This is a genomic window from Bradyrhizobium sp. LTSP849 (assembly GCF_000938255.1).
Lineage (GTDB): Bacteria > Pseudomonadota > Alphaproteobacteria > Rhizobiales > Xanthobacteraceae > Bradyrhizobium.
In genome coordinates this window covers 71,797-87,627 of the sequence record NZ_JYMR01000023.1, presented here as the reverse complement: position 1 = coordinate 87,627, position 15,831 = coordinate 71,797, and the positions used below count along the sequence as shown (strand labels likewise).

Annotated in this window: 16 protein-coding genes; 10 read left to right on the top strand and 6 right to left on the bottom strand. The window is 62.1% G+C overall.

Annotated elements, in window-relative coordinates; translation table 11 throughout:
- Positions 1–20: 20 nt before the first annotated feature.
- Positions 21–860 (bottom strand): IclR family transcriptional regulator, encoded by an 840-nt coding sequence (locus UB31_RS16315; protein WP_045011579.1) that lies wholly within the window; start codon positions 858–860, stop codon positions 21–23.
- An 89-nt stretch (positions 861–949) separates the two neighbouring features.
- Entirely contained in the window at positions 950–3,079 is a 2,130-nt protein-coding gene (locus UB31_RS16310) for an acetate--CoA ligase family protein (RefSeq protein WP_045011578.1), read from the bottom strand.
- Positions 3,080–3,426: 347 nt separating this feature from the next.
- Here UB31_RS16310 and UB31_RS16305 point away from each other — a divergent pair, with 347 nt between their 5' ends.
- The 4 genes from UB31_RS16305 (at position 3,427) to UB31_RS16290 (ending at position 7,774) form a co-directional block, all read left to right on the top strand.
- Positions 3,427–4,119 (top strand): GntR family transcriptional regulator, encoded by a 693-nt coding sequence (locus UB31_RS16305; protein ID WP_502691261.1) that lies wholly within the window; start codon positions 3,427–3,429, stop codon positions 4,117–4,119.
- A 67-nt stretch (positions 4,120–4,186) separates the two neighbouring features.
- Positions 4,187–5,920 carry an oxalyl-CoA decarboxylase gene (gene oxc, locus UB31_RS16300; protein WP_045011577.1) on the top strand — a complete coding sequence of 578 codons (1,734 nt, stop codon included), beginning with the start codon at positions 4,187–4,189 and terminating at the stop codon, positions 5,918–5,920.
- A 65-nt stretch (positions 5,921–5,985) separates the two neighbouring features.
- Positions 5,986–7,263, top strand: a complete 1,278-nt coding sequence (frc, locus tag UB31_RS16295) for a formyl-CoA transferase (protein ID WP_045006401.1) — start codon at positions 5,986–5,988, stop codon at positions 7,261–7,263.
- Positions 7,264–7,591: 328 nt separating this feature from the next.
- Positions 7,592–7,774, top strand: coding sequence for a hypothetical protein (locus tag UB31_RS16290; protein ID WP_045011576.1), 183 nt, complete (start codon positions 7,592–7,594; stop codon positions 7,772–7,774).
- Between the two features lie 15 nt (positions 7,775–7,789).
- Here UB31_RS16290 and UB31_RS16285 read toward each other — a convergent pair whose 3' ends face one another.
- From UB31_RS16285 to UB31_RS16280, 3 genes are all read right to left on the bottom strand, one after another.
- A complete protein-coding gene (locus UB31_RS16285; RefSeq protein WP_045011575.1) occupies positions 7,790–8,014 on the bottom strand; it encodes a hypothetical protein in 225 nt (74 codons plus the stop codon).
- 54 nt (positions 8,015–8,068) lie between these two features.
- On the bottom strand, positions 8,069–8,311 hold the full coding sequence (locus UB31_RS40455; RefSeq protein ID WP_082078533.1) for a transcriptional regulator: 243 nt from the start codon (positions 8,309–8,311) through the stop codon (positions 8,069–8,071).
- 94 nt (positions 8,312–8,405) lie between these two features.
- Positions 8,406–8,615: a cold-shock protein gene (locus UB31_RS16280; RefSeq protein ID WP_045006404.1), complete on the bottom strand. Its 210-nt coding sequence runs from the start codon at positions 8,613–8,615 to the stop codon at positions 8,406–8,408.
- Positions 8,616–9,008: 393 nt separating this feature from the next.
- On the opposite strand from UB31_RS16280, the gene UB31_RS16275 reads away from it, so the two are divergent.
- The 3 genes from UB31_RS16275 to UB31_RS16265 all read left to right on the top strand — a co-directional run bounded on the left by UB31_RS16275 (position 9,009) and on the right by UB31_RS16265 (position 10,696).
- On the top strand, positions 9,009–9,206 hold the full coding sequence (locus UB31_RS16275; protein WP_045006405.1) for a hypothetical protein: 198 nt from the start codon (positions 9,009–9,011) through the stop codon (positions 9,204–9,206).
- Between the two features lie 199 nt (positions 9,207–9,405).
- Positions 9,406–10,095, top strand: coding sequence for a hypothetical protein (locus tag UB31_RS16270; protein ID WP_045011841.1), 690 nt, complete (start codon positions 9,406–9,408; stop codon positions 10,093–10,095).
- Positions 10,096–10,252: 157 nt separating this feature from the next.
- The gene (locus UB31_RS16265; protein WP_045011840.1) at positions 10,253–10,696 is read left to right on the top strand and encodes an SRPBCC family protein; all 444 of its coding nucleotides are present in this window, start codon (positions 10,253–10,255) and stop codon (positions 10,694–10,696) included.
- 146 nt (positions 10,697–10,842) lie between these two features.
- Here the strand turns inward: UB31_RS16265 and UB31_RS16260 are convergent, their stop codons facing one another.
- Complete coding sequence (locus UB31_RS16260; protein WP_045011574.1) at positions 10,843–12,168, bottom strand: Hsp70 family protein; 1,326 nt, start codon at positions 12,166–12,168, stop codon at positions 10,843–10,845.
- A 260-nt stretch (positions 12,169–12,428) separates the two neighbouring features.
- Between UB31_RS16260 and UB31_RS42190 the strand changes: the two genes are divergently transcribed.
- From UB31_RS42190 to oxlT (UB31_RS16250), 3 genes are all read left to right on the top strand, one after another.
- Positions 12,429–12,569: a hypothetical protein gene (locus tag UB31_RS42190; RefSeq protein WP_197087376.1), complete on the top strand. Its 141-nt coding sequence runs from the start codon at positions 12,429–12,431 to the stop codon at positions 12,567–12,569.
- Between the two features lie 248 nt (positions 12,570–12,817).
- On the top strand, positions 12,818–14,107 hold the full coding sequence (oxlT, locus tag UB31_RS16255; protein WP_045006408.1) for an oxalate/formate MFS antiporter: 1,290 nt from the start codon (positions 12,818–12,820) through the stop codon (positions 14,105–14,107).
- A gap of 260 nt (positions 14,108–14,367) precedes the next feature.
- Positions 14,368–15,684: an oxalate/formate MFS antiporter gene (oxlT, locus tag UB31_RS16250; protein WP_045011839.1), complete on the top strand. Its 1,317-nt coding sequence runs from the start codon at positions 14,368–14,370 to the stop codon at positions 15,682–15,684.
- The last annotated feature ends 147 nt before the right edge of the window (positions 15,685–15,831 follow it).

Here is a 15,831-nt window from a genome sequence, read left to right as displayed (position 1 = left end):
CGACGGACCGCAGACCCGGCTCAGGCTGGTTTCGCCACCGGCGTCACGCCGCCGAGCGCAGCCGTCAGTTCCGCGGCCACCTCGCGCACCACCCGGCCGATCTCCGGCAACCGAGCGTCGGTGACGCGGCTCGTCAAGCCGGACACGGAGATCGCGGCGAGCGGCTCGGCGAGCGCGTTGTAGACCACAGCGGCGACGCAGCGCAGGCCCATCTCGGCTTCCTCGTCATCCACCGCAAAGCCCTGCTTGCGGATCGCCGCGAGCTCCTTGAACAGGTCGCTTGGCCGCACGATCGATCTCTCGGTCAAGCGCGGCATGCCGTGATGGCGGATGATTGCGCCGACGTCCTCGTCCGAATAGGTCGCGAGCACCGCTTTGCCGACGCCCGAGGTCACCATGGGAACGCGGCCGCCGACCTTGGTCAGCGAGCGCATGATCTCGCGGCTTTCCATGCGGGTCAGCACGATGATGAATTCGTCGTCGACCACGGCGAGGTTGGCGGTTTCACGGGTGAGATCGCGCAGCTTGCGAAGGTAAGGAATCGCCTGCGCGGTGAAATTGCGCCGCCGCGCGAAGCTCGCCCCCACGGTGAAGCTGCGGACGCCGACATGCCATTTGGATTCGGCGCGGTCGAACTGCACGAAGCGGCGACTTTCCAGCGTCGCCAGCAGGCGATGCACGGTCGAGGCCGACAGGCCGGTGCGGACCGCGAGATCGCTGAGGCGATAGCCCTCGTCATCCTCGGCCAGCGTCTCGAGGATCGACAGCGCGCGGTCGACGGACTGCACGCCGCCGTCACGGTCGGCCTCCGATGGCGATCGAGGCTCGAGTGCTTTGCGCCGGATCACGTTCTTGCTCATCGCGACCTGACTGTTCTCACCTCTCCCCGCATCCGCCGCCTTCGCCAAGGCTTCGGCGGACAAGCGCGGGGAGAGATGAATGTCTCGTCTCAGAGCAGCCCTGCCCCGCGCGCCCACTTGTACTTGGCGCCGAGCACCTCGACCGGAAGCTCGGTCGAGTAGGCATAGGCCGGGATGCCGTTCTGGTAGAGATATTCGGCGGCTTCCTCGACCTCGACGTCGCCGGCGAGCGAGGCGACGATCGGCTTGACGAAGCCCTTGGCTTCCATCTCCTTCTTCACCTCAACCATGTTGCGGGCGAACACCATCGGCGGCGTGACGATGGTGTGCCAGTAGCCGAGGATCAGCGAATGGATGCGCTCGTCCGACAGGCCGAGCTTCACCGTGTTGACGTAGGTGATCGGCGGCTCGCCACCGGTGATATCCACGGGATTTCCGGCAGCTCCAAATGGCGGGATGAACTTGCGGAAGGCCGCATCGAGATCCGGCGGCATCGACATCAGCGACAGGCCGTTGTCGACGCACGAGTCCGACAGCAGCACGCCCGAGCCACCGGCACCGGTGATGATCAGCACGTTCTCGCCCTTCGGCGTCGGCAGCACCGGCACGCCACGGGCGAATTCGAGCAATTGCCGCAAGCTGCGCGCCCGGATCACGCCGGACTGCGCCAGGACATCCTCATAGATCTTGTCGTTGCCGGCAAGCGCGCCGGTGTGCGACGAGGCCGCCTTGGCGCCAGCCGAGGTGCGGCCGGCCTTGAGCACGATCACCGGCTTCTTCTTGGAGACGCGCTTGGCGGCTTCCGCAAAGGCGCGGCCGTCCTTGAGGTCTTCGCAGTGCTGCGCGATCAAATTGGTGTTCGGGTCCTGCTCGAAGAAGGCGAGCAGATCGTCCTCATCGATATCAGACTTGTTGCCGAGACCGACGATGGCGGAGACGCCCATCTTCGCCGAGCGCGAGAAACCGATGATGGCCATGCCGATGCCGCCCGACTGCGATGACAGCGCCGCGTGGCCCTTGACGTCATAGGCGGTGCAGAAGGTCGCGCAAAGATTGGCGGGCGTATAATAGAAGCCATAGATGTTCGGCCCCATCAGGCGGACATTGTACTTCTGGCCGATCTCGACGATCTCGGCCTGCAATTCCGGCGCGCCGGCCTCGGCAAAGCCCGATGGGATCAGCACCGCGCCGGGGATTTTCTTCTCGCCGCATTCGACGAGCGCCGCGGCGACGAACTTCGCGGGGATCGCGAACACCGCGGTGTCGATCACGCCCGGCACGTCCTTGACGCTCTTATAGGCCTTGTAGCCGAGGATCTCGGCGGCCTTGGGATGGATCGGATAGATGTCGCCCTTGTAGCCGCCATTGATGAGGTTCTTCATCACGGAGTTGCCGATCTTGCCGTCTTCGGCAGAGGCGCCAACCACCGCAACCGCCTTCGGCTGCATGATGCGGCTCATCGCAGCGACGATTTCTTCGGTCGGGCGCGGCTTCGGCTTGGGCTTGTAGGCGAAATCAACAACGATGCGCACGTCGGCGGCGATCGCATCCTTCGCCGTCGCGAATACCGGGTTGAGATCGAGCTCGATGATTTCCGGGAAATCCGTGACGAGCTGCGAGACCTTGACGATGATTTCGGCAAGCGCCGTGCGGTTGACCGGCTCACCGCCGCGCACGCCCTTGAGGATCTCATGCGCCTGGATGCCGTCGAGCATCGACAGCGCTTCTTCCTTGGTCGCGGGCGCGAGGCGGAAGGTGATGTCCTTCAACACTTCGACCAGCACGCCGCCGAGGCCGAAGGCGACCAGCTTGCCGAACGAGCCGTCCGTGATCGAACCGACGATCACCTCGGTACCGCCGGTCAGCATCTGCTGCACCTGGATACCCTCGATCTTGGCATCGGCCTTGTACTTCCTGGCGTTACCGAGAATGGTCTCGTAGGCCTTCTCGGCATCCTGGGCCGTCTTGACGCCGACGATGACGCCGCCGGCCTCGGTCTTGTGGAGAATGTCCGGCGAGACGATCTTCATCACCACCGGGAAACCCATGGAAGCGGCGATCTTGCCGGCCTCGCCGGCCGACTTCACCACGCCCTCCTTCGGCACCGGAATGCCGTAGGCGTCGCAGACCAGCTTGCCTTCCGGCGCCGTCAGGCTGGTGCGGTTGTCCGTCTTGACCTGGTCAAGGACCTTCCGGACGGCATCTTTGGAATTGGACATGTGGCTTCTCCCTTGACCTTCAGTTCTTGCTTTGCAAAGCGCGTGTATTGCGGCTGCCCGTGACACTTGCCATCGCCGCGCTCTGTTCCGTACCGCGGAACGGAGAGGCAGAAATGCCCAGACTACTCCGCCGGCTTGGATCAAAAATGGCCAGTGATGGCATTTGGTATGCCAGAAGCCAACTTGTCAAGGCAAGTCGTAGGTTAGAACGCTGCAAAAAATAGGCAGCTTGACATACTGGTATTTGGTATGCCAAAAACTTTCCGGTTAATATTCCTGTAAAAGACGACTCCCACTGGAGGAGAATCGTCGTGTCACTGCGGAAACCAACCAAGGTGTTGCCGAACATGGCCGAGGCAGACATCGCAATCGTTCGTATTGCCCCGGAGAGCAGCTTCAAGAACAAGGCGTATGACGCCTTGAAGGAAGCCATTCTCAAGATGGACATCTACTCGACGCCCGAGCCGGTGATGCTGGACGAGCGCGCGTTGTCCGAACGCCTGGGCGTGAGCCGCACGCCGATCCGCGAAGCGATCGCGATGCTTGAGCAGGACGGTTTCGTGAAGACAGTGCCGCGCCGCGGCATCATGGTGGTGCGCCGGACCAAGAGCGAGATCGTCGACATGATCCGCGCCTGGGCGGCGCTGGAAAGCATGGCCGCGCGCCTCATCACCGCCACCGCGCGCAAAAAGGACATCACGGCGCTGCGCGACTTCTTCAAGGACTTCAGCAAGGACCGCCTGCCGCAGGATCACGTCGAGGAATATTCGCGCGCCAACATCGCTTTCCACCAGGCGCTGATCTCGCTGTCGGAATCTCCTGTGCTGGTCGATCTCACCAACGATCTGCTGCTGCACGTGCGCGGCTACCGGCAACTGACGATCGGACGCAAGGACCGCACCGCGACCTCGCTGCCCGAGCATCTCGGCATGATCGAAGCGCTCGAAGCGCGCGATACCGATCTCGCCGAGAAGCGCGCCCGCGACCACACCCTTGGCCTTGCAGCCTACGTCGAAGCGCACGGCCAGGAACTGTTCTAACTAGCAACGTTCACCAGAAGGGCGAGCAATTCGCCTCCAAGACCTTGAGACCAGGGAGACAAGGCCCATGCTGAATACCGCGACCAAGTCCGAAGCACCGGGCACCGAGCAGGAACTGACGGATGGTTTTCATCTCGTCATCGACGCGCTCAAGCTGAACGGCATCAACACCATCTATAATGTGCCGGGCATCCCGATCACGGATTTGGGCCGCATGGCGCAGGCCGCCGGCATTCGCGTGATCTCGTTTCGCCACGAGCAGAACGCCGGTTACGCCGCGGGCATCGCCGGCTACCTCACCAAGAAGCCCGGCGTCTGCCTCACCGTCTCCGCGCCCGGCTTCCTCAACGGTCTCACCGCGCTCGCCCACGCCACCACCAACTGCTATCCGATGATCCTGATCTCGGGCTCGTCCGAGCGGGAGGTCGTCGACCTCCAGCAGGGCGACTACGAAGAGATGGACCAGCTCGCGATCGCCAAGCCGCTGTGCAAGGCGGCCTATCGCGTGCTGCACGCCCAGGACATCGGCATCGGTTTTGCGCGCGCCATCCGCGCCGCGGTTTCGGGCCGTCCGGGCGGCGTCTATCTCGACCTGCCGGCAAAGCTGTTCGGCCAGGTGATGAATGCCGAAGCCGGCCAGAAGTCGCTGGTCAAGGTGATTGACGCTGCGCCTGCGCAGATCCCCTCGCCCGCTTCGATCAAGCGCGCGCTTGATGTTTTGAAAAGCGCTAAGCGTCCGCTCATCATCCTCGGCAAGGGTGCGGCCTACGCGCAGGCCGACGAAGAGATCAAGACCTTCGTCGAGAAGAGCGGCGTGCCGTTCCTGCCGATGAGCATGGCCAAAGGCCTTCTCGCCGACACGCATCCGCAGTGCGCCGGTGCGGCCCGCTCGACGGTGCTGAAAGAGTCCGACGTCGTCTTGCTGATCGGCGCGCGGCTGAACTGGCTGCTCTCGCACGGCAAGGGCAAGAGCTGGGGCGAAGCGCCCAAGAAATTCATTCAGGTCGACATCGAGCCGAGGGAAATGGACTCCAACGTCGAGATCGTTGCGCCCGTCGTCGGCGACATCGGCTCCGTCGTCGCAGCCTTCAACCAGGCCATAGCTGCGGGCTGGACCGCGCCGCCGGCCGAATGGACCAAGGCCATTGCGTCCAAGCGGGACGAGAACGTCGCCAAGATGGCGCCGAAGCTCATGAACAACAAGTCGCCGATGGATTATCACGGCGCGCTCGGCGTGCTGAAGAACGTGATCAAGGAGCATCCCGAGGCGATCCTGGTCAACGAAGGCGCCAACACGCTCGACCTCGCCCGCGGCGTCATCGACATGTACAAGCCGCGCAAGCGTCTCGACGTCGGCACCTGGGGCGTGATGGGCATTGGCATGGGCCAGGCGATTGCCGCCACGCTCGAGACCGGCCATCCCGTGCTCGCGGTGGAAGGTGACTCGGCGTTCGGCTTCTCCGGCATGGAGGTCGAGACCATCTGCCGCTACAACCTTCCGATCTGCATCGTCATCTTCAACAATGACGGCATCTATCGCGGCACCGACGTCAACAGCGTGAACGCCGATCCGGCGACGACGGTGTTCGTCAAGGGCGCGCGCTACGACAAGATGATGGAAGCTTTCGGCGGCGTCGGCGTGAATGCGACTTCCCCGGATGAACTGAAGCGTGCCGTCAACGAAGCGATGGCCTCGGGCAAGCCGACGCTGATCAACGCGGTGATCGATCCGGCCGCGGGCTCTGAAAGCGGCCGCATCGGCAATCTCAATCCGCAGAGCGTCCTGCAGAAGAAAAAGTAAGTCCTCCCCTTCAACCCTTATTCCCTGCGGTTTGCGGGGGCAGACAGAGTATACGGAGCAACACGATGACCAAAGCGCTCGAGGGCGTTCGCATTCTCGACTTCACCCACGTCCAGTCCGGACCGACCTGCACGCAGCTGCTCGCCTGGTTCGGCGCCGACGTGATCAAGGTGGAACGGCCGGGTGTCGGCGATATCACCCGCGGCCAGTTGCAGGACATCCCGAACGTGGACAGCCTGTATTTCACCATGCTCAACCACAACAAGCGCTCGATCACGCTCGACACCAAGAACCCCAAGGGCAAGGAAGTCCTGACCGAGCTGATCAAGAAGTGCGACGTGCTGGTCGAGAATTTCGGCCCCGGCGTGCTCGACCGCATGGGTTTCCCCTGGGAGAAGATCCAGGCGATCAACCCGAAGATGATCGTCGCTTCGATCAAGGGCTTTGGTCCCGGACCGTACGAAGACTGCAAGGTCTATGAGAACGTCGCGCAGTGCACCGGCGGCGCCGCCTCCACCACCGGTTTCCGCGACGGCCTGCCGCTCGTCACCGGCGCGCAGATCGGCGACAGCGGAACCGGCCTGCATCTGGCGCTCGGCATCGTCACCGCGCTCTATCAGCGCACGCATTCGGGCAAGGGCCAGAAGGTCACCGCCGCGATGCAGGACGGCGTGTTGAACCTCGCGCGTGTCAAGCTGCGCGACCAGCAGCGTCTCGAACGCGGTCCACTCAAGGAATACAGCCAGTTCGGCGAAGGCATTCCGTTCGGCGATGCCGTGCCGCGCGCCGGCAACGATTCCGGCGGCGGTCAGCCCGGCCGCATCCTGAAGTGCAAGGGCTGGGAGACCGATCCCAACGCCTACATCTACTTCATCACCCAGGCCCCGGTCTGGGAGAAGATCTGCGACGTGATCGGCGAGCCGACCTGGAAGACCGATCCGAACTACGCCAAGCCCGCAGTTCGCCTGCCGCGCCTGAACGAGATCTTCGGCCGCATCGAGCAGTGGACGATGACGAAGACGAAGTTCGAGGCGATGGAGATCCTCAACAAGGACGACATCCCCTGCGGCCCGATCCTGTCGATGAAGGAGATCGCCGAGGACCAGTCGCTGCGCGCGACCGGCACCGTGGTCGAGGTCGACCATCCCACCCGCGGCAAGTACATCTCGGTCGGCAACCCGATCAAGCTGTCGGATTCTCCCAGCGACGTGGAGCGCTCCCCCCTGCTCGGCGAGCACACCGACGAAATCTTGCGCAGCGTGCTCGGCTTCAGCGATCACCAGGTCGCCGATATCCACAAGTCCGGCGCACTCGATCCGCCGCAGAAGCAGGCCGCCGAGTAAGCGGATCTGGTTTTAAGCCAAGACGAAAGGGCCGCCTGATCAGGCGGCCCTTTTTGCATCAGAAGAGCCGTGCGGTCGCAGGCCCAAACTAAAACTGAAAAACAACCCCATGCACAGTAGCTAACTCACTGGCCGCAAAAGTATTTCGTATTTTACGAATCCACTTTGACGCGTCGGGCAAAACAGGGGTATTATGCCATTGCTCGAAAAGAGGCGGCAGGATTCCGAGGAACCGACGCGATGGACGTCAGTTGTCTACTTAACCGGTGAGCTCTGCAAATGTAGCGCCTCCGCAGCGAGCCATTAAGCATCTCGTATCGAGGTCGACATGTTGAAAGATCAACCCTCTGATCGCACCAAGCGTGAAGCCAACAAGGCGTTCAAACCTGCCAAAACGCAGAAGCCGATGAATGACTACGCGAAGGACCAGCAATCCTTCAACGAGAACCGCGAGCGCCTGAAAGCGGAGCGCTTGGCCCGCGAGGACAAGCCGGGAAGCCGCTCGGAATAGGAATCGACGCTCGACCTAGAGCATGGAAAGCACGACGATCCCGTCTTCGAGTTCCCCCGAAGCCAGCCGCGTCCGCGCGATGCGCTCGAACTCCGTCCGGTATTTCTGAAGATAGCTGAAGGCCTGCTTCTGGGTCGCAAACGTGGTCGCAAGTCGGCACATCTGTCGGCCCGCGCCAAGCGCGAGAAAGAACGTGATTGTGCCACCGCCGTCCGATTTGACTCTAGGCAAGACCCGCACTCTTTGGCATGTGACCGGCCCTCTCCAGATTTTCGTCGGCGCTATCGAAGTCGGCTATTGCGCCTGCTTCTTCTTGCGCTTCGTCGGGGTGGGCGCCGGCAACGATGCTTGGAGGGTCGCGTCGGCGACTTCCTTCGCTACGCGCAGCTCTCGAAGTCGGGCCATGTTCTTGCGAACATCGGCGGCCTGCTTTTCGGCATCCGCCATCGCTTTTGCACCTTCTTCAGCAGCCAGGCGTTGACGATTGGAACGCGCGATGCCTTCGGGTGACGGTTCTGCCGATCTCTTGGCGCTCATCTTTCACCCTGTTCAACAGACAAAACCCGCTCAATCCAGGGATCGAGCGGGCAACGTTGCCGTTTCAGTACATCCGTGAAACGGCGCAGATAGCTCAAGCCAGCGAGAGATTCTCAGCGCTGACCTTGCCCCGCATCTTGTCGGTCTTGGCCTCGAAGGTGACCTTTTGGCCCTCGGCGAGACCCGCAAGACCAGCCCGCTCAACCGCGCTGATGTGAACGAACACATCGTTGCCGCCGTCGTCGGGCTGAATGAATCCGAAGCCCTTCTGGCCGTTGAACCACTTCACAGTACCTGTCGTCATTTTTCTTCTCCAAAGAGCACATATGTGCATTCCGCGTGACGCTCACGCAGAACCGTTTCAATTCGTCGATGTCGATGGAAAAGGAGCCCGCGGGCACATTCAACAAGGCACAGCGGCTGAACGAACAACTTTAGGGTATACCTGATCGTGTTTCCGCGCAAGGCTTGCCAGGGAGTTAATTGGCCCCAGGACGCCGGCGGAGGGTTTTACGGGTTTGAGGCGGCCTCGACGAGGCGAGGCCTCCTCGAGGAGTTCCGGACCAGTAACGTACCCTTGTGGACATACACGTCGCGGATTCATGCTAGAGTTCCTCATCACCGGCGGGGCACCTGGCTTTTGTCGGTGACGAGAACGCCGATTGCGCTCCCGCTTCATCAGCAAGGGAGGTGCGCTATGGAACAGCGTCGTTTCAAGCAGACCCAATCTCTCAAGCAACGGCTCGCCGAAGAGGTCGAACGTTTGCGCGAAGAGGTGCACTCGCTTCCTCCAGGTCATCGCCGCGAGGTCTTGCTGCAAAAGGTGCGGCAGGACGAGACAGCTATCCAGATCGATGCGTGGATCAGCTCACCGGGCCTGAGGGCGCCGACGTAAACGACAGCGGAATTGTGGCCTCGATCTATCCAGAGCTGCGCGCGTGGCACGTGAGCAGGCGCAGCCTGCGTATGGTATGCATGTCGCCACATCACGACACACGCCACATGCAGGCCGGTTGAGCCCCATCACCAAGTGGCGTCTTTCGCGGGACGACGACGCGACTTCCGGCCAACGACGGAAAAAGATCGAGGTCAGCATGTCACTGTTGGGCAAGGCAGCCGTCGCAATGTGGTGGAACGTGCGTCCAGAGCAGCGTGCAGAGTTCGGCGACTGGCATTCGCACGAGCATTTTCCGGAGCGGATGAGCATTCCCGGCTTCCGGCGCGGATCGCGCTGGGCCAGCACCGAGAATGCGGAAGGTTTCTTCGTGCTCTACGAGCTGGAGCAATACGACGTGCTTACATCGCGGGGATATCTCGACCGGCTCAACTCCCCGATATCATTGTCGACCAAGATGATGCCGCATCATCTCGGCATGGTCCGCAGCCAGAGCCGGATCGCAGCCAGTTTTGGCGGCGGCATTGCGACGTCGCTTGCGACCATCAGGCTTTCGCCGGATGCCGGACGGGAGACGGAGTTGCAGGCACACCTCTCGGAGACGCTCGGTGCCTTGGCACAGAGGCCGGGAGTGACGGGTGCCCACCTCCTCCTCACCGACACGCCCAGGACGAAATCGCCGACGACCGAGCAGCAGATCCGGGGGGCCGACGGCGTCGCCGATTGGATCGTGTTGCTGTCCGGTTACGATCCAGACGCAATCGAGCGCGTGACGGCCGACCAACTCTCACCATCCGGGCTTCGCGCTGCGGGTGCGCGCGACAATCCGACGCCGGGCCGCTATCGGCTTGCGTTCACGATGACGCCGCAGGATGCGACGGTGGTCTAGCGGTTCCGGCCAGACGATCCGCCGCAGGCATTGCCAACAAAAAGCCGGCAAGAAAATCGAGATGTTGTGTCGGATCGGCGGCGTCACGTTCGTCCTCTGGACATGAATGGGCAGCAGACGTCAACGTCGAGCCCGCCAATTGATGAGGATGACGATTATGCCCAGCACCGTACGCCTGCACCGTGTTCTGACGACCAGCCCGGAGAAACTCTATCGCGCCTTCCTGGAGGCGGACGCGCTTGCGAAATGGCTTCCGCCCAATGGCTTTGCCTGCACCGTGCATCATCTGGAGCCTAAGGTCGGGGGCACGTTCAAGATGTCGTTCCGGAATTTTACGACGGGCCACAGCCACGCGTTTGGCGGCGAATATGTCGAGCTGGTCCCGGGCGAACGCCTGCGATACACGGACAGATTCGACGATCCCAATTTGCCTGGCGAGATTCAGGTGACTGTGGTGCTGAAGAAAGTGTTGGTGGGCACCGAGCTCGACATCACGCAGGCAGGTATCCCGGACGTCATTCCGGCGGAAGCCTGTTATCTCGGCTGGCAGGAATCGCTGCGGAATCTCGCAAGGCTCGTCGAGCCCGAGATCAACCAATAGCGCGAGGATAGGCGGGCGCGCGGCCATAGGCCTACGCGCCTGCCTAAAGCGCGTCATCGCGCTTCAGGATTTTTGTTTGAGCATGATCTCCGCGCAAACGCGTTCCGCGTTTGACGCGAGGGAATACCGCTGCACACTTTTCCGGATCATGCTCTAGACTTGAGCCCGCCGTCCGCGGTCCAGCGATCCGGATCGGGACTGTGTCCGATCAAGGCGAGGCCATAGGCGATCGACTCGAACTGGTCCCCCGACATCAGCCGTTCGTTGCCAAACCGCTCGGCGAACAGTTTTCGTACGGCGGGCACGAACGAAGTGCCGCCGGTCAAAAACACCTTTTCCACCTCGCGTGCGGTGATGCCGGCCTCGCCTAGCACCTTGTCGACGGTGGCACTGAGCCGGGCCACATCGTCGGCAATCCAGGCTTCGAAGTTTTTCCGTGTGATGGTCGCACCAATGTCGACGCCGCCGCCCTTGAAGCGGAAGTCCACCTCGTCGTGGCCCGACAGCGCGACCTTGGCGTCGGACACCGCGCGATACAGCGAAAAGCCGAGGTCGAGATCGACGATGGTGATGAAATCTTCAAGAAGCTTCGGCTTCAGCGCGGTTCGCGCAAGCTCGCGCAGCTCGCGCAGATCGCCGTTGCTCTTCATCAGCGCGAGCTGATGCCAGCGCGCGAGGTTGGTGTAGTGGCCGCTCGGGACCGGCAGCACCTTGTCGAACGAGCGGAAGCTCGAGCCCTTGCCCAGCCGCGGCGAGACGACGTGGTCGACGATGCGGTAATCGAACGTGTCGCCCGCAATCCCGATGCCGGCGTGTCCAAGCGGCTCGGCGCGCAAAGCACCGCCTGTACGCGAGAAACGCATCACCGAGAAATCGCTGGTGCCGCCGCCGAAATCCGCAACCAGTACGGTGGCATCGCGCTCCAGCCGGCGGGCAAAGGAGAACGCCGCCCCGACCGGCTCATAAACGTAACGCGCGTGGCCGGCACCGAGGCGTTCGAACGCGGCCCGGTAGCGCTGCATCGCCAGCATCTCGTCGGGATTGCCACCGGCGAAGCGCACGGGGCGGCCGACCGTGATGTTTGCGGCCTCGAAGCCGAACTTGTCACCGCCATGGCGCGCCAGCGTCCGCAGGAACGCCGCTAAAATATCCTCGAACTTGTAGCGCTGCCGAAACACCTGGGTGGTGTTGAAACTGCTGCTCGCGGCGAAGGTCTTGAACGATTGCAGGAAGCGGTAGATGTGGCGTCCTTCGAGAAACTGCTCGATCGCCCACGGGCCGCCTTCGGCCTGGGCTCCGGCTCCCGGCCGGTCCTCCCAGAAGCACAGGGCCGACACAAAGACGCTGTGCCGTTGCCCGCCATGGTCGAAGCGGATGGCCTCGACCCGGCGGTCGTCCGCCGCGATCGCGACGACCGTGTTGCTGGTCCCAAAATCGATGCCGATCGAGACGGCGGGCGAGGCGCTCGACATGAACCACTCTGCGAGATGATTGGAAAAGGGGGCAGACCACTAGCGGTTTTGCACTGCGGTGCCAAGACCGGTCCCGTGGCATACCGGGCGGATTCCGCACCCGTTTACGCCCAAAACGGCTGCTTTAACGCATCATTATGCTGCAATGCGGTAGGTTAAATGCTGCCATGCAATGGAATGCATGGACTTTGGCATCTGGTATACATACGTTGCCCTTGAAATGAGACAGCGATACTGACCGTCTCGAGAAAGGAATTCCGATGTCCAAGACCGCTTCCGTCGCGCTCGCCCCCTCCTCCACCTCGCTGTTCGCCCGTTTCATGGCCGCGCTTGATCGCTTGCTGATGGCCAGCGCCGAGATCTCGAGCCACAACGGCGACCTGCCCCGCTTCGGCCTGTAAAGGCGAGATCAGAGTCCGGCGCGTCGAATTGTCGCGCCGGTTGTAAAACAAGCGAATTCCTACTTTTGAAGAATGGCCCCGCTCAGCGGGGCCATTTCTATTTGGGAATCGGCTCATTCACGCCACCTCGCAAAGAGGTTGCGTCATAAGCGCACAATAGGCCGGCGTGCGCTTGAAGCTTGGCATAATGAATACAACAATGCAGCCAACGCTCGCTCAAAAAAACAGAAGCGCTTATTGGAGGATTTATGACGGACATGGTGCAGGCAACAACAGCCCCTACAGCCGCGCGCGTCAGCGACACGTATCGCTGGGCGCAATTGGCGATCGGCGTAGCGGCCATGGTGATGATCGCGAACTACCAATATGGCTGGACGTTCTTCGTCCCGGACATCCAGAAGACTTTCGGTTGGGATCGCGCCTCGATCCAGTGGGCCTTTACGCTGTTTGTTTTGTTCGAGACCTGGCTGGTGCCGGTCGAAGGATGGTTTGTCGATAAATACGGTCCGCGCCTCGTCGTGCTCGTCGGTGGCGTGCTCTGCGCGATCGGCTGGGCGATCAACGCGCAGGCCACCACGCTCAACGGCTTCTATCTCGGCATGATCGTCGCCGGCATCGGCGCCGGCGGCGTCTATGGCACCTGCGTCGGCAACGCGCTGAAATGGTTTCCCGACAAGCGCGGCCTTGCCGCGGGCATCACCGCCGCAGGCTTCGGTGCGGGCTCGGCCCTCACCGTCGCGCCGATCCAGGCCATGATCAAGGACAGTGGCTTCCAGACCACCTTCCTCTATTTCGGCCTGGGACAAGGCATCATCATCTGCATCCTCGCGTTTTTCCTGCTTGCGCCGAAGCCGGGGCAGGTCCCGAACGTGGTGGCGAATGCAGCACTCGTGCAGACGCGTCGCAACTACCAGCCGACCGAGGTGCTGCGTCAGCCGATCTTCTGGCTGATGTACTTCATGTTCGTGATCGTCGGTGCTGGCGGCTTGATGGTGACGGCGAACCTGAAGCCGATCGCGGTCGACTGGAAGGTCGACAGCGTTCCGGTCACGCTGATCGGCATGACCATGACCGCGGTGACGTTCGCAGCGACCATCGACCGCGTGCTCAACGGCCTGACGCGTCCGTTCTTCGGCTGGATCTCCGACATGATCGGCCGCGAGAACACGATGTTCATCGCCTTCGGCATGGAAGGCTTTGGCATCTGGATGCTTTACCTCTGGGGCCAGGATCCAATCTGGTTCGTGATCCTGTCAGGCTTCGTGTTCTTTGCCTGGGGCGAGATCTACTCGCTGTTCCCCTCGACCTGCACAGATACGTTCGGCGCAAAATTCGCGACCACCAATGCCGGCCTGCTCTACACCGCCAAGGGCACGGCCGCGCTTCTGGTGCCGCTCGCCAATTATGTGCAGCAGACCTCCGGCCATTGGGACAACGTGTTCATCCTCGCGGCCGGCGCCAACATCCTGGCCTCGCTGCTCGCGATCCTCGTGCTGAAACCCTGGCGCAAGGTCGTGGTCGCGCAATCGACCGTCTGACACGCTTCGCGAACGCGATCTCGCGCGTGACGCCCGGCCCTCGTGGCCGGGCGTTTTCGTTTTGCGCGAAGCCCGGATAATTCTTGGAATCAGAAGGGAACCGCGCACTTTTCTTGAGCCCGCCCGCAAGATAGGGCTTGCATTCTGGAATATCGTATACCAAGCTTGCCTCTGCGCTTGCGACGATAAGACACAATGTTTGCGACATCAGGTCATCTTGGCAATTGATGTCGACCAGACAGGCGCTTGGGAGGTTGTTGATGATGTCCAGCACGGATGGCGCCGTGACCGCGGCGCCCCTTCGCACAGGTTTTCGTTGGTTCCAGCTCGGCATGGGCATCGTCTGCATGGCGATGATTGCCAACCTGCAATACGGCTGGACGCTGTTCGTGGATCCGATCGATGCGGCCCACCATTGGGGACGCGCCGCGATCCAGCTCGCTTTCACCATCTTCGTCGTCACCGAGACCTGGCTCGTGCCAATCGAAGCCTGGTTCGTCGACAAATACGGCCCGCGCATCGTCATCATGTTCGGCGGCGTGATGATCGCGCTCTCCTGGATTCTCAACTCCTATGCTGACACGCTTCCCCTGCTCTACGCGGCCGCGGTCGTCGGCGGCATGGGCGCGGGCGCGGTGTACGGCACCTGCGTCGGCAACGCCCTGAAATGGTTTCCCGATCGCCGCGGTCTCGCCGCCGGCGCGACAGCCGCAGGTTTCGGCGCAGGCGCCGCGCTGACCGTGGTGCCGATCGCGATGATGATCGCATCGAGCGGCTACCAGACCGCGTTCTTGAAGTTCGGCATCGGCCAGGGCCTGATCGTGTTCGTGCTCGCTTTCTTCATTCAGCCACCACGGATCTCGATCCCGCCGAAGAAGAAGCAGCTCAATCTGCCGCAGACCAAGATCGACTTTACCCCGCCCCAGGTGCTGCGTGCGCCTATTTTCTGGGTCATGTACCTCGTCTTCGTCATGGTCGCCTCCGGCGGCCTGATGACCGCGGCGCAGATCGCCCCGATCGCGCATGACTTCAAGATCGCCGACACGCCGGTCACGCTTCTCGGCTTCCAGATGGCGGCGCTGACCTTCGCGATTTCGCTCGACCGCATCTTCGACGGCTTCGGCCGCCCCTTCTTCGGCTGGGTCTCCGATACGATTGGCCGCGAGCACACCATGTTCATTGCCTTCGGTACCGCCGCAGTCATGCTGCTGACGCTGTCGGCCTATGGCCAGATCCCGATCGTGTTCGTGCTCGCGACCGCGGTCTATTTCGGTGTGTTCGGCGAGATCTACTCGCTGTTCCCCGCCACCTGCGGCGACACGTTTGGTTCGAAGTATGCGACCACCAACAACGGCATGCTCTACACCGCGAAGGGCACCGCCGCGTTGCTGGTCCCGCTCGCAAGCGTGATCTCGGCCGCCTATGGCTGGAAGGCCGTGTTCGTGGTGGCCGTCGCATTGAATGCGACCGCCGCGCTGATGGCGCTGTTCGTGATCAAGCCGCTGCGCCGCTCCTTCATCCTCGGCAAGGAAGCGACGGTTGCCGAGACGGCGGCGGGAAGCACCAAGGCGGCATAGCCTCCGCGCAACAACCGCATCCATCAAGAAGGGGCGCAGCGATGCGCCCTTTCTTTTTGGCTTGTTCTTTTTGGCTTGCCGCACACGTCAGCATTGCTGTCGCAAGATTTTTCGGATCGGCCAAATCCAGCGCTTGACGATTGGCAT

Bases quoted from the DNA above. Each gene is read 5' to 3' on its own strand.
- UB31_RS16315 (WP_045011579.1), bottom strand. From the start codon at position 860: ATGAGCAAGAACGTGATCCGGCGCAAAGCACTCGAGCCTCGATCGCCA.
- UB31_RS16310 (WP_045011578.1), bottom strand. From the start codon at position 3,079: ATGTCCAATTCCAAAGATGCCGTCCGGAAGGTCCTTGACCAGGTCAAG.
- UB31_RS16305 (WP_502691261.1), top strand. From the start codon at position 3,427: ATGGCCGAGGCAGACATCGCAATCGTTCGTATTGCCCCGGAGAGCAGC.
- oxc (WP_045011577.1), top strand. From the start codon at position 4,187: ATGCTGAATACCGCGACCAAGTCCGAAGCACCGGGCACCGAGCAGGAA.
- frc (WP_045006401.1), top strand. From the start codon at position 5,986: ATGACCAAAGCGCTCGAGGGCGTTCGCATTCTCGACTTCACCCACGTC.
- UB31_RS16290 (WP_045011576.1), top strand. From the start codon at position 7,592: ATGTTGAAAGATCAACCCTCTGATCGCACCAAGCGTGAAGCCAACAAG.
- UB31_RS40455 (WP_082078533.1), bottom strand. From the start codon at position 8,311: ATGAGCGCCAAGAGATCGGCAGAACCGTCACCCGAAGGCATCGCGCGT.
- UB31_RS16280 (WP_045006404.1), bottom strand. From the start codon at position 8,615: ATGACGACAGGTACTGTGAAGTGGTTCAACGGCCAGAAGGGCTTCGGA.
- UB31_RS16275 (WP_045006405.1), top strand. From the start codon at position 9,009: ATGGAACAGCGTCGTTTCAAGCAGACCCAATCTCTCAAGCAACGGCTC.
- UB31_RS16270 (WP_045011841.1), top strand. From the start codon at position 9,406: ATGTCACTGTTGGGCAAGGCAGCCGTCGCAATGTGGTGGAACGTGCGT.
- UB31_RS16265 (WP_045011840.1), top strand. From the start codon at position 10,253: ATGCCCAGCACCGTACGCCTGCACCGTGTTCTGACGACCAGCCCGGAG.
- UB31_RS16260 (WP_045011574.1), bottom strand. From the start codon at position 12,168: ATGTCGAGCGCCTCGCCCGCCGTCTCGATCGGCATCGATTTTGGGACC.
- UB31_RS42190 (WP_197087376.1), top strand. From the start codon at position 12,429: ATGTCCAAGACCGCTTCCGTCGCGCTCGCCCCCTCCTCCACCTCGCTG.
- oxlT (WP_045006408.1), top strand. From the start codon at position 12,818: ATGACGGACATGGTGCAGGCAACAACAGCCCCTACAGCCGCGCGCGTC.
- oxlT (WP_045011839.1), top strand. From the start codon at position 14,368: ATGATGTCCAGCACGGATGGCGCCGTGACCGCGGCGCCCCTTCGCACA.